Annotated in this window: 20 protein-coding genes; 16 read left to right on the top strand and 4 right to left on the bottom strand. The window is 59.2% G+C overall.

Translation table 11 applies throughout. The annotated features are described in order from the left end of the window. Positions 1–10: 10 nt before the first annotated feature. The 8 genes from sucD to EYD00_RS11230 all read left to right on the top strand — a co-directional run bounded on the left by sucD (position 11) and on the right by EYD00_RS11230 (position 9,180). The gene (sucD, locus tag EYD00_RS11265; protein ID WP_004443802.1) at positions 11–913 is read left to right on the top strand and encodes a succinate--CoA ligase subunit alpha; all 903 of its coding nucleotides are present in this window, start codon (positions 11–13) and stop codon (positions 911–913) included. A gap of 176 nt (positions 914–1,089) precedes the next feature. Beyond that, positions 1,090–4,086: a 2-oxoglutarate dehydrogenase E1 component gene (locus EYD00_RS11260; protein ID WP_004443801.1), complete on the top strand. Its 2,997-nt coding sequence runs from the start codon at positions 1,090–1,092 to the stop codon at positions 4,084–4,086. A 53-nt stretch (positions 4,087–4,139) separates the two neighbouring features. After that, positions 4,140–5,366, top strand: a complete 1,227-nt coding sequence (gene odhB / locus EYD00_RS11255; protein WP_004443800.1) for a 2-oxoglutarate dehydrogenase complex dihydrolipoyllysine-residue succinyltransferase — start codon at positions 4,140–4,142, stop codon at positions 5,364–5,366. A 70-nt stretch (positions 5,367–5,436) separates the two neighbouring features. Then, positions 5,437–5,850, top strand: coding sequence for an MAPEG family protein (locus EYD00_RS11250; protein ID WP_004443796.1), 414 nt, complete (start codon positions 5,437–5,439; stop codon positions 5,848–5,850). Between the two features lie 13 nt (positions 5,851–5,863). Next, a complete protein-coding gene (locus EYD00_RS11245; protein ID WP_004443793.1) occupies positions 5,864–6,505 on the top strand; it encodes a LysE family translocator in 642 nt (213 codons plus the stop codon). 66 nt (positions 6,506–6,571) lie between these two features. Beyond that, positions 6,572–7,978, top strand: coding sequence for a dihydrolipoyl dehydrogenase (gene lpdA, locus EYD00_RS11240; protein ID WP_004443790.1), 1,407 nt, complete (start codon positions 6,572–6,574; stop codon positions 7,976–7,978). Between the two features lie 127 nt (positions 7,979–8,105). Further along, positions 8,106–8,606 carry a cytochrome b gene (locus EYD00_RS11235; RefSeq protein WP_004443788.1) on the top strand — a complete coding sequence of 167 codons (501 nt, stop codon included), beginning with the start codon at positions 8,106–8,108 and terminating at the stop codon, positions 8,604–8,606. Positions 8,607–8,685: 79 nt separating this feature from the next. After that, positions 8,686–9,180 (top strand): DUF2867 domain-containing protein, encoded by a 495-nt coding sequence (locus tag EYD00_RS11230; protein WP_004443786.1) that lies wholly within the window; start codon positions 8,686–8,688, stop codon positions 9,178–9,180. Here the strand turns inward: EYD00_RS11230 and EYD00_RS11225 are convergent. Then, positions 9,158–10,252, bottom strand: a complete 1,095-nt coding sequence (locus EYD00_RS11225; RefSeq protein WP_004443784.1) for a TraB/GumN family protein — start codon at positions 10,250–10,252, stop codon at positions 9,158–9,160. The two genes, EYD00_RS11230 and EYD00_RS11225, sit on opposite strands and share 23 nt — an antisense overlap. Before the next feature lie 81 nt (positions 10,253–10,333). After that, positions 10,334–11,281 carry a tyrosine recombinase XerC gene (locus EYD00_RS11220; protein ID WP_081859601.1) on the bottom strand — a complete coding sequence of 316 codons (948 nt, stop codon included), beginning with the start codon at positions 11,279–11,281 and terminating at the stop codon, positions 10,334–10,336. A 121-nt stretch (positions 11,282–11,402) separates the two neighbouring features. Here EYD00_RS11220 and EYD00_RS11215 point away from each other — a divergent pair, with 121 nt between their 5' ends. The 8 genes from EYD00_RS11215 to fdhD all read left to right on the top strand — a co-directional run bounded on the left by EYD00_RS11215 (position 11,403) and on the right by fdhD (position 20,529). Further along, entirely contained in the window at positions 11,403–13,619 is a 2,217-nt protein-coding gene (locus EYD00_RS11215; protein WP_004443777.1) for a primosomal protein N', read from the top strand. An 81-nt stretch (positions 13,620–13,700) separates the two neighbouring features. After that, on the top strand, positions 13,701–14,087 hold the full coding sequence (locus EYD00_RS11210) for an AGROH133_08824 family phage infection protein (protein ID WP_004443775.1): 387 nt from the start codon (positions 13,701–13,703) through the stop codon (positions 14,085–14,087). Positions 14,088–14,347: 260 nt separating this feature from the next. Further along, the gene (locus EYD00_RS11205; RefSeq protein ID WP_004443773.1) at positions 14,348–14,914 is read left to right on the top strand and encodes a F0F1 ATP synthase subunit delta; all 567 of its coding nucleotides are present in this window, start codon (positions 14,348–14,350) and stop codon (positions 14,912–14,914) included. Beyond that, positions 14,914–16,443 (top strand): F0F1 ATP synthase subunit alpha, encoded by a 1,530-nt coding sequence (atpA, locus tag EYD00_RS11200; protein ID WP_004443771.1) that lies wholly within the window; start codon positions 14,914–14,916, stop codon positions 16,441–16,443. The genes EYD00_RS11205 and atpA overlap by 1 nt, the downstream gene beginning before the upstream one ends. A gap of 31 nt (positions 16,444–16,474) precedes the next feature. Further along, positions 16,475–17,353, top strand: coding sequence for a F0F1 ATP synthase subunit gamma (locus EYD00_RS11195; RefSeq protein ID WP_004443770.1), 879 nt, complete (start codon positions 16,475–16,477; stop codon positions 17,351–17,353). 23 nt (positions 17,354–17,376) lie between these two features. Next, positions 17,377–18,831, top strand: coding sequence for a F0F1 ATP synthase subunit beta (gene atpD, locus EYD00_RS11190; RefSeq protein WP_004443768.1), 1,455 nt, complete (start codon positions 17,377–17,379; stop codon positions 18,829–18,831). 129 nt (positions 18,832–18,960) lie between these two features. After that, positions 18,961–19,371, top strand: a complete 411-nt coding sequence (locus EYD00_RS11185; protein ID WP_004443766.1) for a F0F1 ATP synthase subunit epsilon — start codon at positions 18,961–18,963, stop codon at positions 19,369–19,371. Between the two features lie 342 nt (positions 19,372–19,713). Beyond that, positions 19,714–20,529 (top strand): formate dehydrogenase accessory sulfurtransferase FdhD, encoded by an 816-nt coding sequence (gene fdhD, locus EYD00_RS11180; RefSeq protein ID WP_081859602.1) that lies wholly within the window; start codon positions 19,714–19,716, stop codon positions 20,527–20,529. Between the two features lie 46 nt (positions 20,530–20,575). Here fdhD and EYD00_RS11175 read toward each other — a convergent pair whose 3' ends face one another. Both EYD00_RS11175 and EYD00_RS11170 read right to left on the bottom strand, forming a co-directional pair. Further along, positions 20,576–22,342 carry a methyl-accepting chemotaxis protein gene (locus EYD00_RS11175; RefSeq protein WP_004443763.1) on the bottom strand — a complete coding sequence of 589 codons (1,767 nt, stop codon included), beginning with the start codon at positions 22,340–22,342 and terminating at the stop codon, positions 20,576–20,578. Positions 22,343–22,665: 323 nt separating this feature from the next. Continuing rightward, positions 22,666–23,142 carry a chemotaxis protein CheW gene (locus EYD00_RS11170; protein ID WP_003504949.1) on the bottom strand — a complete coding sequence of 159 codons (477 nt, stop codon included), beginning with the start codon at positions 23,140–23,142 and terminating at the stop codon, positions 22,666–22,668. Positions 23,143–23,155 lie beyond the last annotated feature (13 nt).

Raw genomic sequence — 23,155 nt, 5'->3', positions numbered from 1 at the left:
ACCGGAAATAATGTCTATTCTCGTTAATAAAGACACCAAGATCCTCGTTCAGGGTCTGACCGGCAAGACCGGTACCTTCCACACCGAACAGGCGCTTGCCTATTACGGCACGCAGATGGTCGGCGGTATTCATCCGAAGAAGGGTGGCGAAACCTGGACCGGTTCCAAGGGCGAAACCCTGCCGATCTTCGCAACGGTTGCCGAAGGCAAGGAAAAGACCGGTGCAGATGCATCCGTGATCTATGTTCCGCCGGCAGGTGCAGCAGACGCGATCATCGAAGCCATCGATGCGGAAATTCCGTTCATCACCTGCATCACCGAAGGCATCCCGGTCATGGACATGGTCCGCGTCAAGGCTCGCCTCGACCGTTCGAAGTCCCGGCTGCTCGGCCCGAACTGCCCCGGCATCCTGACGCCGGAAGAATGCAAGATCGGCATCATGCCGGGCTCCATTTTCCGCAAGGGTTCGGTCGGTATCGTTTCGCGCTCTGGCACGCTGACCTATGAAGCCGTGTTCCAGACCTCCAACGAAGGCCTCGGCCAGACGACGGCTGTCGGCATCGGCGGCGACCCGGTCAAGGGCACCGAGTTCATCGACGTCTTGGAAATGTTCCTCGCTGACGACGCCACGCAGTCGATCATCATGATCGGCGAAATTGGCGGTTCGGCTGAAGAAGATGCGGCGCAGTTCCTGATCGACGAAGCCAAGAAGGGCCGCAAGAAGCCGATGGCCGGCTTCATCGCGGGTCGTACGGCTCCGAAGGGCCGCACCATGGGCCACGCCGGCGCTGTCGTTTCCGGCGGCAAGGGCGATGCGGAATCCAAGATCGCTGCCATGGAAGCAGCGGGCATCAAGGTTTCGCCTTCCCCGGCGCGCCTCGGCAAGACGCTGGTTGAAGTCCTCAAGGGCTGAGACCACATGAAACCGGTAACGGGCGGCGCGGCTTCAAGCTCGCGCTGCCCGATGCCGCAAGAAGACAGACAGACGGCATACCGCCCCGGCGGCAGACAGCAATAATCAAAGCGGCAGGCCGGTCGAACGGCCCTAACGGCATCGAGGAGGCGGACGGACAAGTCCGCAAGAACACAATGGCAAGGCAAGAAGCGAACGAGCAGTTTCAGATCACGTCGTTTCTGGACGGCGCGAATGCAGCCTATATCGAGCAGCTCTATGCCCGGTACGAAGAGGACCCCTCTTCCGTGTCGCCGGAGTGGCAGAGCTTCTTCAAGGCACTGTCCGATAATCCGGAAGATGTGAAGAAGGCGGCCAAGGGCGCCTCCTGGAAGCGTGCCAACTGGCCGATCCCGGCAAATGGCGACCTGGTTTCCGCACTTGATGGCAACTGGGCCACGGTCGAAAAGGCCATCGAAAAGAAGGTTCAGGCAAAGGCTGAGGCCAAGAGCGCCGATACCGGCAAGCCGGTCAGCGAAGCCGAAGTGCTGCAGGCGACCCGTGACAGCGTTCGCGCCATCATGATGATCCGCGCCTACCGCATGCGCGGCCACCTGCATGCCAAGCTCGATCCACTCGGTATTGCCGTTGCCGTCGAGGACTATAACGAGCTTTCGCCGAAGTCCTACGGCTTTGAAGAAAGCGATTACGACCGCAAGATTTTCATCGATAACGTGCTCGGCCTCGAATATGCGACCGTGCGCGAGATGATCGATATTCTGGAGCGCACCTATTGCTCCACTATCGGCGTCGAATTCATGCACATGTCCAGCCCGGAAGAGAAGGCCTGGATTCAGGAGCGCATCGAAGGTCCGGACAAGGGCGTTGCCTTCACGGCCGAAGGCAAGAAGGCGATTCTGTCAAAGCTGGTCGAAGCCGAAGGTTATGAGCAGTTCCTCGACGTGCGTTTCAAGGGCACCAAGCGTTTCGGCCTCGATGGCGGTGAATCGCTGATCCCGGCGCTCGAGCAGATCATCAAGCGCGGCGGCCAGGAAGGTCTCGAAGAAGTCGTTCTCGGCATGGCCCACCGCGGCCGCCTGAACGTTCTGACCAACGTCATGGGCAAGCCGCACCGCGCCGTATTCCACGAGTTCAAGGGTGGTTCGTTCAAGCCAGACGACGTCGAAGGTTCGGGTGACGTGAAGTATCACCTTGGTGCCTCCTCCGACCGCGAGTTCGACGGCAACAAGGTTCACCTGTCGCTGACGGCCAACCCGTCGCATCTTGAAATCGTCAACCCTGTCGTCATGGGCAAGGCCCGTGCCAAGCAGGACCAGCTGGCCAAGGTGTGGGAAGGCGATGTCATTCCGCTTTCCGAGCGCGCCAAGGTTCTGCCGCTGCTTCTGCACGGCGATGCCGCTTTTGCGGGCCAGGGCGTGGTTGCTGAAATTCTCGGCCTCTCCGGCCTGCGCGGTCACCGCGTTGCCGGTACCATGCACTTCATCATCAACAACCAGATCGGCTTTACGACGAACCCGGCCTTCTCCCGTTCGTCGCCCTATCCGTCCGACGTCGCCAAGATGATCGAAGCGCCGATCTTCCACGTCAACGGTGACGATCCGGAAGCTGTGACCTATGCGGCCAAGGTTGCCACCGAATACCGCATGAAGTTCCACAAGCCCGTCGTCGTGGACATGTTCTGCTACCGCCGCTTCGGCCACAACGAAGGCGACGAGCCGGCGTTCACGCAGCCGAAGATGTACAAGGTCATCCGCGGCCACAAGACCGTCGCGCGCATCTATGCCGACCGTCTGATCGCCGAAGGCCTGCTCAGCGAAGGCGAATTCGAAAAGATGAAGGCCGACTGGCGCGCCCATCTCGAGCAGGAATTCGAGGCGGGGCAGTCCTACAAGCCGAACAAGGCCGACTGGCTGGACGGTCAGTGGTCCGGCCTGCGTGCCGCCGACAATGCGGATGAGCAGCGTCGCGGCAAGACCGGCGTGCCGATGAAGCAGCTGAAGGAAATCGGCAAGAAACTGTCGACCATTCCCGAGGGTTTCAACGCCCACCGAACGATCCAGCGTTTCATGGAAAACCGCTCGCAGATGGTCGAGACCGGCGAAGGCATCGATTGGGCGATGGCGGAAGCGCTTGCTTTCGGTTCGCTCGCCGTCGAAGGCCACAAGATCCGCCTCTCCGGTCAGGATTGCGAACGCGGCACCTTCTCGCAGCGCCATTCGGTTCTCTACGATCAGGAAACCGAAGAGCGTTACATCCCGCTCGCGAACCTCGCGCCGACGCAGGCCCGTTACGAAGTCATCAACTCGATGCTTTCGGAAGAAGCCGTCCTTGGTTTCGAATATGGTTACTCGCTCGCCCGTCCGAATGCGCTGACGCTCTGGGAAGCCCAGTTCGGCGACTTCGCCAACGGCGCACAGGTGGTGTTCGACCAGTTCATCTCGTCGGGTGAACGCAAGTGGCTGCGCATGTCCGGTCTGGTCTGCCTTCTGCCGCATGGTTACGAAGGCCAGGGTCCGGAACATTCGTCCGCCCGTCTGGAGCGCTGGCTGCAGATGTGCGCGGAAGACAACATGCAGGTTGCCAACTGCACGACGCCGGCAAACTATTTCCACATCCTGCGCCGCCAGGTGAAGCGCGACTTCCGCAAGCCGCTGATCCTGATGACGCCGAAGTCGCTGCTGCGTCACAAGCGCGCGACCTCTTCGCTGGCCGAGCTTGCAGGCGAGTCCTCCTTCCACCGTCTCCTGTGGGACGATGCTGAAGTCATTAAGGACGGCCCGATCAAGCTGCAGAAGGATTCGAAAATCCGCCGTGTCGTCATGTGCACGGGCAAGGTCTATTATGATCTGCTGGAGGAACGTGAGAAGCGCGGCATCGACGATATCTATCTGCTGCGTATCGAACAGCTCTATCCGTTCCCGGCCAAGGCGCTCATCAACGAGCTGTCGCGCTTCCGCAATGCGGAGATGGTCTGGTGCCAGGAAGAGCCGAAGAACATGGGTGCGTGGTCGTTTATCGACCCTTACCTGGAATGGGTCCTGGCGCATATCGACGCCAAGTACCAGAAGGTCCGTTACACGGGCCGTCCGGCTGCCGCCTCTCCGGCGACCGGCCTGATGTCCAAGCATCTGGCGCAGCTTGCTGCGTTCCTGGAAGACGCGCTGGGAGAGTGAGAACTCTCCCGCATCGCCCCGCAAAAAAGACACCTGAATAACGGAACTAGATCATGGCCACTGAAATCCGCGTACCAACCCTCGGCGAATCCGTCAGCGAAGCGACCGTCGGCACCTGGTTCAAGAAGGTCGGCGACACCGTCAAGGCCGACGAACCTCTCGTTGAACTGGAAACCGACAAGGTTACCGTCGAAGTCCCGGCGCCTGCCTCTGGCGTTCTGACTGAAATCGTTGCGCAGAACGGCGAGACCGTTGGGCTCGACGCGCTTCTCGGCCAGATCGCCGAAGGTGCTGTCGGCGCTGCGACCTCCGCACCGGCTGCCGAACCGGCAAAGCCTGCTGCTGCCGCGGCCGCCGCTCCGGCCCCCGCTGCTTCCGCCGCCAGCGCCATGCCGCCGGCACCTGCCGCTGGCAAGCTGCTTGCTGAAAACAACCTGTCTGCCGATCAGGTCGACGGTTCCGGCAAGCGTGGCCAGGTGCTCAAGGGTGATGTGCTCGCTGCTGTCGCCAAGGGCGTTTCGGCTCCGGCCGCTCCGGCTCCTGCTGCTGCACCGCGTCCGGTTTCCGCCGAACAGGATCAGGTTCGCGAAGAGCGTGTGAAGATGACGCGCCTGCGTCAGACCATCGCCAAGCGCCTCAAGGACGCGCAGAACACCGCCGCCATGCTCACCACATACAACGAAGTGGACATGAGCGCGGTTATGGACCTGCGTAACCGTTACAAGGACGTGTTCGAGAAAAAGCATGGCGTCAAGCTCGGCTTCATGGGCTTCTTCACCAAGGCCGTGACCCACGCGCTGAAGGAACTGCCTGCCGTCAACGCCGAAATCGACGGCACGGACATCATCTACAAGAACTATTGTCACGTCGGCATGGCTGTCGGCACGGACAAGGGTCTTGTCGTTCCGGTCATCCGCGATGCCGACCAGCTTTCCATCGCCGGCGTCGAAAAGGAACTCGGCCGTCTTGCGAAGGCGGCGCGCGATGGTTCGCTCGGCATGGCCGACATGCAGGGCGGCACCTTCACCATCACCAATGGTGGCGTTTACGGCTCGCTGATGTCTTCGCCAATCCTCAATGCACCGCAGTCGGGTATTCTCGGCATGCACAAGATCCAGGAGCGTCCGGTCGCCATCGGCGGTCAGGTCGTCATTCGCCCGATGATGTATCTGGCGCTCTCCTACGATCACCGTATCGTTGACGGCAAGGAAGCCGTGACCTTCCTCGTTCGCGTCAAGGAAAGCCTCGAGGATCCGGAACGTCTGGTTCTTGATCTCTAATCGCTCTTGCTTTTCGTTTCAGCGGGGCTTCAAGTGAAGTCCCGCTGGAAGTCTAACAGGGAGAGCAGACGTGCAGCCGACATTTCTAGCCGCCTCGCCTTTTTTGCCGCTTGTCGGTCTGAGCGTCCTTCTCCTCGTCGTGCACGTCATGTTGCAGGGGATGACGGCGACCAAGGAATTCGGGCTTGAATGGAATGCCGGCCCGAGGGATGGCAGCCGAGAGCAGCAGGGCAGGCTTTCCGGCCGTGCGTCACGCGCGTCTGCGAATTTCCGGGAAACATACCCGGCTTTTCTGGCGCTCGCTTTCGGGGTCATCATGGCGGGTGATCCTGCCGGTCTGGCGCTCACTGGCGCCTGGATCTGGCTGATCTGCCGGGTGATCTACATTCCGCTCTATCTGGCGGGCGTCCCCTATATACGGTCTTTCGTCTGGCTGGGGTCGATGCTCGGGCTGGCACTCATGTTTTTCGTGCTGATGTTCTGAAGGCTGCTTTACGATGCATCAATATCTCATCGAACTTGCATCCCTGATGGCGATTTTCTCCTTCGCGATCGTGTCGCCTGGCGCCGATCTCGCCATGGTAATGCGTCAGGCGATGGTGCATGGGCGCAAGCAGGCCATCATCACCAGCTTCGGCGTCGGGACATCGCTGATGTTCCATGTCACCTATACGATCCTCGGCCTTGGCCTGATCATTTCCCAGTCGATCTATCTCTTCAACATCGTCAAATGGCTGGGTGTCGCCTATCTGATTTATATCGGCATCAAGGCGCTGCGCGCTGGCAAGACCGAATTGCCCGCTGCCGAAGGTGAAGGCGTTCAGGCGAAAAGCAGTCAGACGGCGCTGAAGGCGTTTACGCTCGGTTTTGCGGCCAATGCACTCAACCCCAAGCCGGTGTTTTTCTTCCTGTCGATCTTTTCGACGGTGGTTCACGCCCACACGCCCGTTGGCATCAAATTCGGATACGGTCTCGTCATGGCAAGCTGCCTCATCCTTTGGTTCGTTGGCGTCAGCCTGTTCATGACGACACCACGAATGCGCGCCGCGTTTCAGCGCGCCAGCCAATGGATCGACCGCACCAGCGGGGTGGTTTTCATCGCCCTCGGTATAAAACTCGCAACGGAAAAAGCGGCCTGAGTTTCAGGTCAAACGGAAGCTGGGCAATGATCCGATATCTTGCCCCTATAAAGCAGGAACCAGAACATGGCATATGATGTAGTTGTAATCGGCACCGGCCCCGGCGGTTATGTTTGCGCGGTCAAGGCGGCGCAGCTGGGCCTCAAGGTCGCTGTCATCGAAAAGCGCGCGACCTATGGCGGCACCTGCCTCAATGTCGGCTGCATTCCCTCCAAGGCGCTGCTGCACGCGTCCGAAACCTTCGCACATGTTGCCCATGGTGTCGACTCGCTCGGCATCGAAGTTGCAGCGCCCAAGCTGAACCTTGAAAAGATGATGGGTCACAAGGACGGCGTGGTGAAGGCCAATGTCGATGGCGTTGCCTTCCTGTTCAAGAAGAACAAGATCGATGCTTTCCAGGGCACCGGCAAGGTTGTGTCGGCCGGCAAGGTTTCCGTCACCAACGACAAGGGCGAGACACAGGAAATCGAAGCAAAGAATATCGTCATCGCCACGGGTTCTGACGTTGCCGGCATTCCGGGTGTTCAGGTTGATATCGATGAAAGCGTCATCGTGTCCTCCACCGGCGCAATCGCTCTCTCCAAGGTTCCGGAAAAGCTGATCGTTGTCGGCGGCGGCGTCATCGGCCTTGAACTCGGTTCGGTCTGGTCGCGTCTCGGCGCCAAGGTTACCGTCGTCGAATATCTCGACAACATTCTCGGCGGCATGGATGCCGAGGTTTCCAAGCAGGCGCAGCGTCTGCTCGCCAAGCAGGGCCTCGATTTCAAGCTCGGCGCAAAGGTAACGGCTGTTGAAAAAACCGCTGCCGGCGCCAAGGTCGTGTTCGAGCCGGTCAAGGGCGGCGCTGCCGAAACGCTGGAAGCAAACGTCGTGCTGATCTCCACCGGCCGCAAGCCCTACACCGAAGGTCTCGGCCTTGCCGAAGCTGGTGTCGTGCTCGACAGCCGTGGCCGCGTTGAAATCGACGGCCACTACAAGACCAATGTCGATGGCATCTATGCGATCGGCGACGTGGTGAAGGGCCCGATGCTGGCGCACAAAGCGGAAGACGAGGGTGTTGCGCTTGCGGAAATCCTTGCCGGCCAGCGCGGTCACGTGAATTACGACGTCATTCCGGCAGTCGTTTACACGCAGCCGGAAGTGGCTTCCGTCGGCAAGACCGAAGAGGAACTCAAGGCCGCCGGCGTCGCTTACAAGGTTGGCAAGTTCCCCTTCACCGCCAATGGCCGCGCCCGCGCCATGCAGGTGACGGATGGTTTCGTGAAGATCCTTGCCGACAAGGAAACCGACCGGGTTCTCGGCGGTCACATTGTCGGCTTCGGCGCTGGCGAAATGATCCACGAGATCACCGTACTGATGGAGTTTGGCGGTTCCTCGGAAGATCTCGGCCGTACCTGCCATGCGCACCCGACCATGTCGGAAGCCGTGAAGGAAGCGGCGCTGGCAACGTTCTTCAAGCCGATCCACATGTGATCGGCATTTGAGCCCGACGCTCGAATATTAAATTTCCGTCATCTGCTGAACCCCGGCTTGCCATGCAGGCCGGGGTTTCTCATACTCGCGCTAAAGCCTGTCTAACCTTTTGATAAAAGGCAATAAAATGGCGCATTCCACTCAAGTTTCCTTCTCCATTCCGCAGCGTGTCATCCATTGGACAATGGCGCTTCTGATTTTCTTCAACCTCTTGTTTCCCGATGCCATGGCCCATGCCTACCGGCTGATGCGGCGGGGTGAAACAGTGACGCCAGATCAGATTTCTTCTGCCAATATCCATGCCTATGTCGGCTTCGCCGTGCTGTTTCTTGCGGTACTGCGCCTCTGTCTGCGGTTGATCCAGGGCGTTCCGTCACATCCGCCTGAAGAGCCGCGTTTCGCGCATATTGCCGCCAAGATGGCGCATTTTACGCTTTACGCGCTGTTCTTCATCCTGCCACTCTCCGGCATCGCCGCCTATTACTTTGGCGTAGGCGCGGCAGGAGAGCTGCACTCCGGCCCGTTCAAGGTGCTGATGTGGGTTTTGATCGCGGGCCATGTCGCGGCTGTCCTTGTTCACCAGTTCTATTGGCGCACCAATCTCCTCCGGCGCATGACACACGGCTGAGCGGCGGTTTGTCACGTTCCCCCTGCCGCGTAAAAACGGCATGTTTCCCTTGTTGCAAAGGAGTGGCTGGGGATCAAAAATGCCAAATATTGAAGATATATTGCCACGTGCCGATTGGTACGATTGCTTTCAGGGTGAATTGACAACGCCGGTAACGTCATCGCTCGATATGAGCAGGCTTTTTCTGGAGCATCCTCCGGCATGGATCAGCGGCCTGATGTCGCTTCGAAACGGTATCGTTTCGATGGTTGGTTTAAAAACGGTCGAGCTGGCGGCGGGCAGTTCGGCGGGCGGGTTCCCGGTCATCACCTCCACGCCAGAGCGAACAGTCCTCGGCTTTGATGACCGCCACCTCGATTTTCGCATCGTCATCGATCTCGAAGATGCGGCAGACCGCCAGCTGGCGAGCGTCACCACCATTGTCCGGCGCAAGAACCTGTTCGGTCGGTTTTATCTTCTTCTCGTTGGTCCGTTTCACCGCCGCATCGTGCCTGCGACGATGCGACCGTTCTGCGCCTCTATCCGGCCCGTCGAAACAGGAACTGTTCCGGTCACTCAACCCGCGTCAGCGTGAAGCCTTTCGCGCGCAGCAGTTCCACGAGGCCTCCTTCGCCCGGCAGGTGCAGCGCGCCGACGGCCATGAAGACATTACCCTTGGCAAGCTCATTGGTGGAGCGGTCCGCCATCACATGGTTGCGATCGGTGATGATGCGCTGTTCGAAAGCGGCGTAGCCTTTATCGTTGTCGGCGGCCTTCTTGGGATCCAGACTTTTCAGCATCGGCATGGTCATGCCGATGTCGCCCGCGACGTAAAGATCGGTCATGGTCGTCATCACGTCATCCATGCGGTCGCCAAGCTCAAGCGTTTCGATAAGCGCCTGCAGATGAAATTCCATCGGCAGTTCGGACATGGCTGTCAGTTGTTCGACCATGGTCTCCAGCCCGACGAGGCGCTTTCCGTTCGCAACCGCATCTTCGGCAAGCTTCTTGTCGAGAAAGGAAAGGCCCGTTGCCTTGCGGGCAAACTCGCAGGCGGGAAGGGCAACGAAGCTCGAGAGCATCCAGGGCTTCATGCGCGACACGGCATTGAGTGGAATGCCGCGCTCCTTCAGGCCCTTTTCAAGGCGCGCGACATTGTCGGGCGGCAGGATGTCGGTGATCGATTTGCCGTCCAGAAACATGGTGAGTTCGGGCTTGCCCAGCAGGGATGCCGCTATTTTCTTGTCATCAAGGATCTCGTCCGATTCCACGATGACAGTCGCTGCCTTCTCAAAGGCGGCGCTGGCGGCGGCCGGCATCTCTAGAACGCGCGGATCGGTCACATGCATGGTGCCGAGAAGATAGGATGGGGCCGTATCTGCCTTTTCGATGCGCCAGAAATTGCCCTTGCCGTTCGGGATCGCTGCCGCTTCCTGTTCGATCTTGGCGAAGGCTTCAGGATCGGTCTTGCGCATGTCAACGAGAATGTCGCTGCCCGCGCAGGTGATCGTCTGCTCGGCGGCTTCCGCCTGGCTGAGCGACAGTAGAGTCACGAGCAGGATGGCAACGGCGGTGACATGCAGGGCGGCCAGCAGCCAGAGCAGCGCGTCGCCGGTCTTGCCCATCAGCGTGGCGGTGAGATTTTGAGGCTTTATCAGGCTGTGCATCGGTCCAATCCGGTTCTTTTTCGCTTATAGAACGGCGGTTTGGACGTCTGGTTAATGCCTATGGTTAACCATTTTCCTGCATCATGCACGTGGGTGAGCGTTGTCGTAGATCTCCAACAGTCTCGCCGTATCGACGCCGGTATAGACCTGTGTGGTGGAGAGGCTGGCATGGCCGAGCAGTTCCTGAATGGTGCGCAGATCCCCACCGCCGGCCAGAAGATGGGTGGCGAAGGAATGGCGCAACGCATGCGGGGTGGCGTTTTCCGGCAGGCCGAAAGCGCCGCGCAGCTTCTGCATTTCACGCTGGATGATGGCAGGCTGAAGCTTGCCGCCGCGTGCCCCGAGGAACATCGGTTCGTCCGCCGACAGGGCATAGGGGCAGAGCTTTTTGTATGTATCGACCGCTTCCGTCACCACTGCGAGCAGCGGCACGATCCGCGTCTTGTTGCCCTTGCCGGTGATGCGCAGGCTGCGCGCGCCGGGTGGGAAATCGGCCGGGGTAAGACCCAGTGCCTCGGAAATGCGCAGGCCACAGCCGTAAAGCAGCGACAGGACCGCAGCGTTGCGGGCGGCAATCCAGGGTTCTTCGTTCAACTGTGCCTCGGCCGTGGTGATCTTCAGCGCCTGACGGTCGGTCAGCGGCTTTGGCAGAGATTTCGGCTGTTTTGGCGCGCGCATTGCGGTGGCGCCGGCGGCATTGACGAGTCCCTTTTTCTGCAGGTGGTGCAGTAGCGAGCGCAGGCCCGCCAGATGCCGCCCAAGCGACCGCGCGCCGGCGCCCTCCTTGCGTCTATTGGCCAGAAAGGCGCGAAGATCAACGGGGCGCAGATCGGCAATATCGATTATGGAGGCTGGTTTGCCGATGTAGCCGGTCAGGAACGTCAGGAACTGACGCGTATCGCGCTCATAGGCCTCGACGGTGTTGTCGGAGAGGCGGCGCTCGCCTGCAAGCGCCTTCAGCCAGGCTTGGCGCTCGGCGAGCAGGTCGGGTTCGGCAAATGTCAGGATTTCGGTCACGCGGCGCTCCATTCCACAATTCGAAACTATGCGCTTATGGTCAACATTTGGTTAAGAGGTGGACTTTGCGTGACGCGGCCACTACATCCGGGCGGTTTCCTTTTTCCTGTCGCCGGGGCATGGTCGCCACATCATGGCAAAAGATTCGTCCGATCTGTTTGGGGCTCTGTTCGACCCGCCGTCGCCCACGCGCACGGTGCCCGTTCTTGTGCCCATGCCGGCACCCGGGCCCTATAGCTACGCCGTGCCTGAAGATATGGTGGTGGAAACTGGTTCCGTCGTTCAGGTGCCGCTTGGCCCCCGGCAGGTGTTCGGCGTGGTGTGGGACGAAACCGGGGAGAAAGCTGTCGATCCGAAGAAGTTGCGGCCCATTACCAAGAGTTTCGAGTGCCCGCCTATGAAGACGGAAATGCGCCGCTTCGTGGACTGGGTCGCCGCCTATACGCTTTCTCCGCCCGGCCTCGTGGCACGCATGGCGTTGCGTGCGCCCGCCGCTTTCGATCCCGAACCGATGATCGAGGGGCTGCGGCTGACCGAAGGTAGGCCGGAGCGCCTGACCCCCGCCCGCGAACGGGTGATGGAGCTGGCGGCCGAAGCGCACGGCTGGACGAAGAGCGGGCTTGCCCACGCTGCAGGTGTTTCGACAAGCGTCATCGACGGGCTTGTCAAACAGGGCGTGTTCGAGACGATATTCCTGCCCGCGCCGCCAGTGGTGCCCGAGCCTGACCCCGATTATGTCGAGCCGCGTCTGGAAGGCCCTCAGAGACAGGCGGCATCGGAGATTCTCGAGGATGTGCGCAAGGGTGGATTTCATGTTTCCCTGATCGATGGCGTGACCGGCTCCGGCAAGACCGAGGTCTATTTCGAGGCCGTGGCCGAGACGCTCAGGCAAGGCAAGCAGGTCCTCATCCTGCTGCCCGAAATCGCGTTGACGGCGGCGTTTCTGGAGCGTTTCCAGGATCGTTTCGGCGCCAAGCCGGCCGAATGGCATTCGGACCTGTCGCCGCGTATGCGCGAAAAGGTCTGGCGGCAGGCAGTGACCGGCGAGGTGAAGGTGGTGGCTGGGGCACGTTCGGCGCTTTTCCTGCCGTTCGACAATCTTGGTCTTATTATTGTCGATGAGGAGCACGACCCCGCTTACAAGCAGGAAGATCGTGTCTTCTATAATGCCCGCGACATGGCGGTGGTGAGGGCGCGTATCGCCGAATTCCCCGTCGTGCTGGTTTCGGCCACGCCTTCGGTGGAAAGCCAAGTCAACGGCAGTTCGGGGCGTTACAACACCATTCACCTGCATACGCGTTTCGGCGATGCGGCAATGCCCGATCTGCATCTTGTCGATATGCGCCGCCATCCGCCGGAAAGGGGAGGGTTTCTGTCACCCGTTCTGCTGCGCGGAATCGGCAAGACGATCGAGAAGGGCGAGCAGGCGCTGCTGTTCCTCAATCGACGCGGTTATGCGCCGCTGACGCTGTGCCGCGTCTGCGGCCATCGTTTTCAGTGCCCACAATGTTCCAGCTGGCTGGTGGAGCATCGTTTCCGCAATCAGTTGCAGTGCCATCAGTGCGGCCATAACGAGCCGACGCCCGACCATTGCCCGGAATGCGGCACCTTCGATCATCTCGTGGCCTGCGGGCCGGGGGTTGAGCGCATCGCCGAAGAGGTGGAGAAACATTTCCCCGATGCCCGCACCATCGTGCTCTCTTCCGATCTCATGGGCGTCAAGCGGTTGCGGTTGGAGCTGGAGGCGATCGTCAAAGGCGAGGCGGATATCGTCATCGGCACGCAGCTCGTCGCCAAGGGGCATAACTTCCCGCTGATGACGCTCGTTGGCATCGTCGATGCCGATCTCGGCCTTGCCAATGGCGACCCGCGTGCGGCGGAGCGAACCTTCCAGCTGCTTTCGCAGGTGACGGGTCGCGCCGGACGGACGGGGCGCAAGAGTCATGGCCTGCTCCAGACCTATCAGCCGCAGCATCCGGTTATGCAGGCGATCGTCTCCGGTGACGCCTCGGCTTTTTACGAGAGGGAGATCGTGGAGCGCGAAAAGGCTGTCCTGCCGCCCTTCGGACGGCTTGCCTCGATCATCGTATCAGCCGATACGCGCGCAGAGGCGGAGACACATGCGCGTGGATTGCGGGCTGCGGCCCCGCAGGTAACCGGCATCATGCTGCTTGGCCCGGCGGAAGCGCCGCTCGCGCTCATCCGCGGCCGCCATCGCTTCCGGTTGCTGGTGCACGGGCGACGCAACTCCGACATGCAATCGTTCCTGCAAACGCTTCTGGCAAATGGCCCTAAAGAGCGCGGCAGCGTGCATGTTCAGCTGGATATCGATCCGCAAAGTTTCCTTTGAACTTTAGCAAAGAAGGGCTTTTTCCTGCTGTCATGACCGTGTCATAACGCCAGCGGGAAACAGAATGATTTGGGGAACGATATGGAGTTTTATTTTCCGACCGAGTTCGGCGAACAATTGGCCTTCGGCGCGGCGGTGGTATCAGCCATCATCGGGCTGTTTTTCATGTTCGCACCCGGCTTGACGCTTCGCGCTTTCGGTCTGCTGCCCGCCGGCGAACGTCGGGATGGCTATGCGCTGGTGCGCTCGTCGCTTGCCGGCTTTTATCTGGGCCTCGGCGCCGCCGCCCTGCTTCTCGCCCAGCCCATGGTCTATCTCGCCTTCGGTGCGGCATTCGGCCTCAGCGTCTTCGGCGGGATACTCTCCATCCTCTCGGATGGTGGCGCAACCATGCGGAATCTCTTACTTCTGGTTGTGCACTTTCTGCTCGCCGCACTCTCGTTGAGCTACGTGTTCGGGCTGGTGTGAAGCCGGGTTTTTGCCTTTTGTGCCGCACAGGCACCGCATCCTGAGCGAAATCGGAAAATTTAACGCATTCCCCCTTGCCCAAACGGCGCTTTCCGCTATTACGCGTGTTGCGAGTCCCGGCATCCTATGCTAGACGGACCGCGAAATTGGGAAAAGGCAGGGGGGAATTCCGGTCTTTTTCGGGGAAATTGAAACGATTTCAAGAATTTGATGCGGTGGAGCCCCATCGCTGATGGTCTTGGACGATTAGCAGGGAAAAAGTGCCCGTGGCAGAGACCTCCCAGGGAACATCCGGTGTAGCGGAAAGGTATGCGTCGTCGCTTTTCGAGCTTGCTTTGGAAGCGGGTACGGTCGAAGCGGTTCAGGCCGAACTGGACAAGTTTGGCGCACTTCTCGACGAAAGTGACGATTTGAAGCGTCTGGTTGCGAGTCCGGTGTTCTCCGCCGAGGACCAGTTCAAGGCAATCACCGCTATTTGCGAAAAGGCCGGCATCACCGGTCTTGCGCTGAATTTCCTCAAGGTTGTTGCGAATAACCGCCGTCTCTTCGCCGTTCCCGGCATGATCCGCGCCTACCGCACCATTGCTGCCGCCCATCGCGGCGAAATTACCGCCGAGGTCACCTCGGCACATGCGCTCGACGAGGCGCAGGAAACTGAACTGAAGGCGGCGCTGAAGAGCGTTACCGGCAAGGATGTGGCGGTTTCCGTTACCGTCGATCCCTCGATCCTCGGTGGTCTGATCGTCAAGGTCGGCTCCCGCCAGATCGATACGTCTCTTCGCACCAAACTTTCCACCCTTAAGCTTGCACTGAAAGAGGTTGGCTGATGGATATCCGCGCCGCGGAAATTTCCGCAATTCTGAAAGATCAAATCAAAAATTTCGGCAACGAGGCGGAAGTCTCGGAAGTCGGCCAGGTGCTTTCCGTCGGTGACGGTATTGCTCGCGTTTACGGTCTCGACAATGTTCAGGCTGGTGAAATGGTCGAGTTTCCGGGCGGCATCCGCGGCATGGCGCTCAACCTCGAAGCCGACAATGTCGGTGTGGTTATCTTCGGTTCCGACCGTGACATCAAGGAAGGCGACACCGTAAAGCGGACTGGCGCTATCGTTGACGTTCCCGTTGGTCCGGAACTGCTGGGCCGCGTCGTTGACGCGCTCGGCAACCCGATCGACGGCAAGGGCCCGATCAACGCCGCCAAGCGTTCGCGCGTTGACGTCAAGGCTCCCGGCATCATTCCGCGCAAGTCGGTTCACGAGCCGATGTCGACCGGCCTCAAGGCCATCGATGCGCTCATCCCGGTTGGTCGCGGCCAGCGCGAGCTTGTCATCGGCGACCGCCAGACCGGCAAAACCGCAATCATTCTCGACACGATCCTGAACCAGAAGGCCATTCACGACAATGGTCCTGACGGCGACAAGCTTTATTGCGTCTACGTCGCTATCGGTCAGAAGCGTTCGACCGTTGCCCAGTTCGTGAAGGTTCTGGAAGAGCGCGGCGCGCTACAGTACTCGATCATCGTTGCTGCGACCGCTTCCGATCCGGCTCCGATGCAGTACCTGGCACCGTTTGCCGGTTGCGCCATGGGCGAATACTTCCGCGACAACGGCAAGCACGCCCTCATCGGTTACGACGATCTTTCCAAGCAGGCCGTTGCTTACCGTCAGATGTCGCTTCTGCTGCGCCGTCCTCCGGGCCGCGAAGCTTATCCGGGCGACGTTTTCTACCTCCACTCCCGTCTTCTCGAGCGCGCTGCAAAGCTCTCCGACGAAATGGGCGCCGGCTCGCTGACAGCTCTGCCTGTCATCGAAACCCAGGGTAACGACGTTTCGGCCTTTATTCCGACCAACGTGATCTCGATCACCGACGGCCAGATCTTCCTTGAAACCGACCTGTTCTATCAGGGTATCCGTCCGGCTGTTAACGTCGGTCTGTCGGTTTCGCGCGTTGGCTCTGCCGCCCAGATCAAGGCGATGAAGCAGGTTGCCGGCTCGATCAAGGGTGAACTCGCCCAGTATCGCGAAATGGCCGCCTTCGCCCAGTTCGGTTCGGACCTCGATGCCTCGACGCAGCGCCTGCTGAACCGCGGTGCACGCCTGACCGAACTTCTGAAGCAGCCGCAGTTCTCGCCGCTCAAGACGGAAGAACAGGTTGCGGTGATCTTCGCCGGCGTCAACGGTTACCTCGACAAGGTTCCGGTCGCACAGGTCGGCAAGTTCGAGCAGGGTCTGCTCTCCTACCTCCGGTCGGAAGGCAAGGCGATCCTCGACACCATCCGCACGGAAAAGGCTATCAGCGACGATACCAAGGGCAAGCTCAAGGGCGCTCTTGATAGTTTCGCCAAGTCTTTCTCTTAAATCAGGGCTCTTTTACTCGGACGGATAACGGATGCCTTCACTAAAGGATCTGAAAAACCGCATTGCCTCCGTAAAGGCGACGCAGAAGATTACCAAGGCGATGAAAATGGTCGCCGCGGCGAAGCTTCGGCGCGCCCAGGAAGCTGCGGAGGCCGCCCGGCCTTATTCTCAGCGCATGAGCGCCGTTCTTGCCAACATCGCGAATGCGGTCGAGGCGGACGTTGCTCCGGCGCTGATGACCGGCACCGGCAAGAACGACGTGCATCTGCTCGTCGTCTGCACGGCTGAGCGTGGTCTTTGCGGCGGTTTCAACTCGCAAATCGCCCGTTTTGCCCGCGATCACGCCCGCAAGCTGATTTCGGAAGGCAAGACGGTCAAGATCATCACGGTCGGCAAGAAGGGTTACGACGCCCTGCGTCGCGAATTTGCAGCCAACATCATCGAGCGCATCGAGCTGCGCGACGTGAAGAAGGTTGGTTTCGAAAATGCCGACCAGATCGCGAAGAAGGTGATCTCGCTCTTCAACGCCGGTGAGTTCGATGTCTGCACGCTGATCTATTCGGAATTCAAGTCCGTCATCAGCCAGATCCCGACCGGCCTGCAGCTCATTCCGGCCGCAACGCCTGTTGTGGAAGAGGATGCAGCAACGCAGAACGCTGTCTATGAATATGAGCCGGATGCGGCTTCTATTCTGGAAGACCTTATTCCGCGCAACATTTCGGTTCAGGTTTTCCGGGCTCTGCTCGAAAACGTTGCCGGTGAAATGGGCGCCAAGATGAGCGCGATGGATAACGCAACGCGCAATGCCGGTGAGATGATCAACAAGCTGACGCTGTCCTACAACCGTCAGCGTCAGGCTCAGATCACCAAGGAACTCATTGAAATCATTTCGGGCGCGGAAGCGCTCTGAGGTAAGGAAAGAGGGTAAGGATAATGGCTAAGGCAGCTACCCCCAAGAAAACCGCAGCGGTGAACGGCGCGGGCAAGGTTACCCAGGTTATCGGCGCTGTTGTCGACGTGGCGTTCGAAGGCGAACTGCCTCCGATCCTGAACGCGCTCGAAACCGAGAACAACGGCAACCGCCTGGTTCTGGAAGTCGCGCAGCACCTCGGTGAAAACGTCGTTCGCACGATCGCCATGGACTCGACCGAAGGTCTGGTTCGCGGTCAGAGCGTTTCGAACACCGGCGCTCCGATCTCCGTTCCGGTTGGTCCGGAAACGCTCGGCCGTATCATGAACGTCATCGGCGAGCCGGTTGACGAAGCTGGTCCGATCGTGACCGCTTCCAAGCGCGCCATCCACCAGGACGCTCCTGCTTACGTCGAACAGTCGACCGAAGCACAGATCCTCGTCACCGGCATCAAGGTCGTCGACCTTCTGGCTCCTTACGCCAAGGGTGGTAAGATCGGCCTGTTCGGCGGCGCCGGCGTTGGCAAGACCGTTCTCATCATGGAACTCATCAACAACGTTGCCAAGGCACACGGTGGTTACTCGGTATTCGCCGGCGTTGGTGAGCGTACCCGTGAAGGTAACGACCTCTACCACGAAATGATCGAATCGAACGTCAACAAGCTCGGTGGCGGCGAAGGCTCCAAGGCTGCGCTGGTTTACGGCCAGATGAACGAACCGCCGGGCGCCCGCGCTCGCGTCGCTCTGACCGGTCTGACGATCGCTGAAAACTTCCGCGACGAAGGCCAGGACGTTCTGTTCTTCGTGGACAACATCTTCCGCTTCACTCAGGCTGGTTCGGAAGTGTCGGCTCTGCTCGGCCGTATTCCTTCGGCCGTGGGTTATCAGCCGACGCTGGCAACCGACATGGGCCAGATGCAGGAACGCATCACCACCACGACCAAGGGTTCGATCACCTCGGTTCAGGCCATTTACGTCCCCGCCGACGACTTGACCGACCCGGCTCCTGCTACCTCGTTCGCCCACCTGGACGCCACGACGGTTCTGTCGCGCTCGATCGCTGAAAAGGGCATCTACCCGGCCGTTGACCCGCTCGACTCCACCTCGCGCATGCTCGATCCGATGATCGTCGGCGAAGAACACTATGAAGTGGCTCGTAAGGTTCAGTCGACCCTTCAGCGCTACAAGGCTCTTCAGGACATCATCGCCATCCTCGGCATGGACGAACTGTCGGAAGAAGACAAGCTGACGGTTGCCCGCGCCCGTAAGATCGAGCGCTTCCTGTCGCAGCCGTTCTTCGTTGCCGAAGTCTTCACCGGTTCGCCGGGCAAGCTCGTTGCGCTCGAAGATACGATCAAGGGCTTCAAGGGCCTGGTCAATGGTGAATATGACAGCCTGCCGGAAGCTGCCTTCTACATGGTCGGTTCGATGGAAGAAGCCATTGAAAAGGCCAAGAAGCTGGCTGCCGAAGCTGCCTGATCATGAATTGGCGGGCGCGTGGTTCAGCCGCGCGCCTTGCCGACAATGGTGGCGAAACCGATAAGGCTTTGTCGGCGTTGTAACAGACAAGTCCGTGACGCCCGCGTAATTGAAAAGAAGTGAATAGCCATGGCTGACAGTTTCAAATTCGATCTCGTTTCCCCGGAGCGTCTGCTCGTTTCCGAAACGGTTACGGAAGTCGTCATCCCGGCCACGCTGGGTGAAATGACCGTTCTGGCCAACCATGCGCCGACGATGACCACGATCAAGCCGGGTCTGGTAACGGTGAAGTTCGCTTCTGGTGAAACGCATAAATATGTCGTCTTCGGTGGCTTCGCCGATATTCTCCCGACGGGCTGCACGCTTCTTGCCGAATCCGCTGTTTCGGCCGATGACATGTCTCCCGACACGTTGCAGCGTCGCATCGATGCGGCCAAGGCCGAAATCGAAGAAGGCAATCATCACCACGAGCATCTGACGAAGCTTGAAAAGCACCTTTACGAACTGACGAACCTGCATGAGGTTCTCGTCGCTGCTTGAAAGCACCGGGCGGGTTCGAAAGAATGACTGCCCACAAAAAATCCGAACCAGAAAGCGGCCGTCTCGGTCGCTTTTTTGTTTTGACCTGCTGCTTAACGGGTCAGCGAGTACGATTGCCTTCGTCCTCCTCAGCCTGCCCACATAAGCTTCAAAATCACGTTGACCGGTGCATCAATTATTCGTCTACGGAACATGAGTCTAGCAAAGGCGCGCTTCAACGATTGCGTTTCAACCGGGCAGCCTCGGAAACCGATTCCGATTTTCAGAGCTTTCGGTTAGATGTGATATCCCGAAGAAATGCTGCTCGGGTGCGCAACACGAAGCAGATTTGGTGATGGAGGAGTGATCGGCGTGTCGGCAAAAGCGAGCTACAGAGGGGTCGCGAGAACCGCGTTGCGGTCAGGGACCCTGATCGAGGGCGATAGAGCGGTGCCCGAGGAAGTGCCGGTTGCTTTTTCCTATGGTGGCAGCACCCATGCCGTGCTGATGGCCAGCCCCGCAGATCTTGTCGATTTTGCAGTCGGATTTAGTCTGACGGAAGGCATCATATCCACACGGGCGGAAATCCGGTCAATCGAGGTGATCGAGGCGGGGCAGGGCTTCGACGTTCAGGTGGATTTGCAGGATGCCAATGCGGATGCGCTCAGGGCGAGACGGCGGCATATGGCAGGCCCTGTCGGCTGCGGTCTTTGTGGCATCGAATCGATAGAACAGGCGGTCCGAGTGGTCCCGGTCCTGAGCGGCTCTGAACTCTCCGTCTACGGGGATGATATTGTTGCTGCGATGAAAGCACTGAATGAAGCGCAAAGCCTTAATCGCGAAACGAGAGCGGTTCACGGCGCGGGTTTCTACAATCCTCAAAAGGGGCTGCTTGCTGTTCGTGAAGACGTCGGTCGCCATAATGCGCTCGACAAGCTTGCAGGTGCAGTTGTCAATGCAGGCCTGCCGCCGAATGCTGGCATTGTGGTTGTGACCAGCCGCCTGTCGGTAGAAATGGTCCAAAAGACCGCCATCCTTGGCAGTCCCATTCTGGCGGCGATTTCCGCGCCCACCGCGCTCGCCATCGAAACCGCTGAAAGCTCGGGTATCACCCTTGTCGCACTCGTGCGGGGTGAAGATTTTGAGATCTTCACCAGGGCGGATCGTATCATTTTATGACGTAGAGGCCGCCGCTACCGACGGCCTTCAGACTTCAAAGAGACCCTTAGAACTCCGCCCATTCGGCTGCTGCGTTTCCATGAGACCTTGGTAAAGCAGCATATCGCGGTTGCGGCACCGGCAGCCTGGTGAGGACGGCTGGCTTGTCGACGGGGCGTGCGGGTGACGCGTCGTGCGCGACTCTGAACTGCCGCAGCAATTCATGCAGATTTTCCGCTTCTGTAGCGAGCCCGTGGCTGGCGGCGGTGGTTTCTTCTACCATCGCAGCGTTTTTCTGGGTGGCCTGATCCATAACGTTGACGGCCTGATTGATCTCCCTGAGACCGTTCGCCTGTTCGCGGGATGCTTCAACGATGGCCGAGACATTAGTGTCGATCTCGCCCATCTGCGACTGGATGTCCCGCAGGGCGTCGCCGGTTCTGCCCACCAGATCCACGCCGTTGGAGACCTGCTCGCGAGAGGTGTTGATGAGGGATTTGATCTCCTTGGCGGCAACGGCGGATCGCTGTGCGAGTTCCCGGACCTCCTGTGCGACGACGGCGAACCCCTTGCCCGCTTCCCCGGCGCGCGCTGCTTCAACGCCCGCATTGAGGGCCAAGAGATTGGTCTGGAAAGCGATGTCGTCTATAACGCCAATGATATTGGTGATCTCGCCCGAGGACCTCGAAATCGCATCCATGGCGGAAATTGCCTGCTGAACGATGTCGCCGGAATGCTCGGCATGTTCTCTTGTCCGCAGCACCAGTTTACCGGCCTCACCTGCGCGGTGGCTTGCATCGGTTACGGTGGTGGTGATCTCCTCCAGCGCCGCAGCGGTCTCCTCCAGTGAGGCGGCTTGCTGTTCGGTGCGTTGCGAGAGCTGATCGGCGGCGATGCGGATTTCGCCGGATCCGGATGCGATTGTCGAGGCATTATGCGCGATCGTCTGCATCGTGGCCTGCAGCTTGGCGACGACCTCGTTGAAATCTGCCCGCAGTTTTTCCATGCTGGGCACGAAGCTGTTGTCGAGGCGTTGTACAAGGTCGCCTTCGGCCAGCGCCCGCAGGGCATCTGCAAGCATGCGAATGGCGCTCATGCGCGGTGTGACGTCGGTGGCAAATTTCACCACCTTCACCACTTTACCGGTTTCATCGACAACCGGATTATAGGCGGCCTGGATCCATATTTCCTTGCCGTTCTTCCCGTAGCGGACAAACTCGTCCGAGATGAATTCGCCTGATGCCAGTCGTTGCCAGAAATTTGCATAGGCGGGCGAGGCGGCATAGGCAGGATCACAGAACATGCGGTGGTGCCTGCCCTCGATTTCCTTGAGGTCATAGTTCACCGCAGCGCAGAAGTTTGGATTGGCGGTGATGATCGTACCGTCAGGAAAGAACTCAATGGTGGCTTGCGAGCGGGAGAGCGCCTCCAGTTTGCCCGCATCTTCCGCGGCCGTGATCTTTTTTGCGGTGATATCTGTTGCGATCTTGACCACTTTATAGGGCTTGCCCGAACGGAAAACCGGGTTGTAGGAGGCCTCGATCCAGATCACCGAGCCGTCCTTGCGGATACGGCGGAATTCCCTGGCCTGAAACTCGCCCCGGGCGAGAGAGTCCCAGAATTCCTGATAGGCGCGAGACGCGGCAAGCTCGCTGTCGCAGAATATGCGGTGGTGCTTACCGACGATCTCGGTGAGATCGTAACCCAGTGCCGCGCAGAAATTCTTATTTGCGGTGAGGATATTACCTTTGAGATCGAATTCGATGACCGCCTGCGATCTTGATATCGCATCGAGCATATTTCTACTGTCTGCGCTTTTTCCTAACCCCAGCATTACAAGTCCCCCAAAGTCAGCCCACGGCGCGGCAAGCCGCAAAGAAGATGCGGTCCACGCCATATCACGTTGAACAACGAACAGGTTTTGCCGCCGAAGGCAGCAATGCAGGCACTTCTCTATGTTGGCCCTGGGTCAGGTATCCGCCCGCGTAATAGGCTTACCGGCGCGGTACTGATCTATGGCGATAATATTAGATATCTATAATATTAAAATGTTCTTATTTAATAAAATGCGTGAAAGAAAAAACAAAACCGCCGGCAGGTGCTCCGGCGGTCTGGATTGTTCCTTATCATTCTTCAGCGAGGCCTGCGCAGACCTTGTCAGGCCGCGAGATCTTCCGCTTCAGTGCCCTTGAACATTTTCGCAAGGTTCAGGAAGCAGATCATGCCATGTTCGTTGGCGATGATCCCTTCGGAATAGGACTTGTCGAAGGAGGCTGAAATTTCGGGAACCGGCTGGACCTGGTTTGCCGGGATCGTCAGAATGTCTGAAACGCGATCCACCAGCATGCCGATGACCATGTTATGCACTTCGGCCACTACGATTGCACTGCGCTCATTGGCAACGGTGCTTTTCATGCCGAGTTTGTGAGCCAGATCGATGATCGGGATAACAGAGCCGCGCAGGTTCATGACGCCGATGACGTCTTTCGGTGCGTGGGGAATGGGCGTCGAAGGCGCCCAGCCGCGGATTTCGCGAATGGTCGTCGTCTTCACGCAGAATTCCTGATCATGCAGGCGGAATGCGATGATTTCGAGCGTCTCACCGCCAAAATTGGTAGAGTTAATCATTGCCATCAGAATTCTTCCC

This window comes from Agrobacterium sp. 33MFTa1.1 (assembly GCF_004328495.1).
Lineage (GTDB): Bacteria > Pseudomonadota > Alphaproteobacteria > Rhizobiales > Rhizobiaceae > Agrobacterium > Agrobacterium pusense.
Note: the sequence above shows the minus strand (reverse complement) of the source record. Positions and strands in the feature narration are given on the sequence as shown.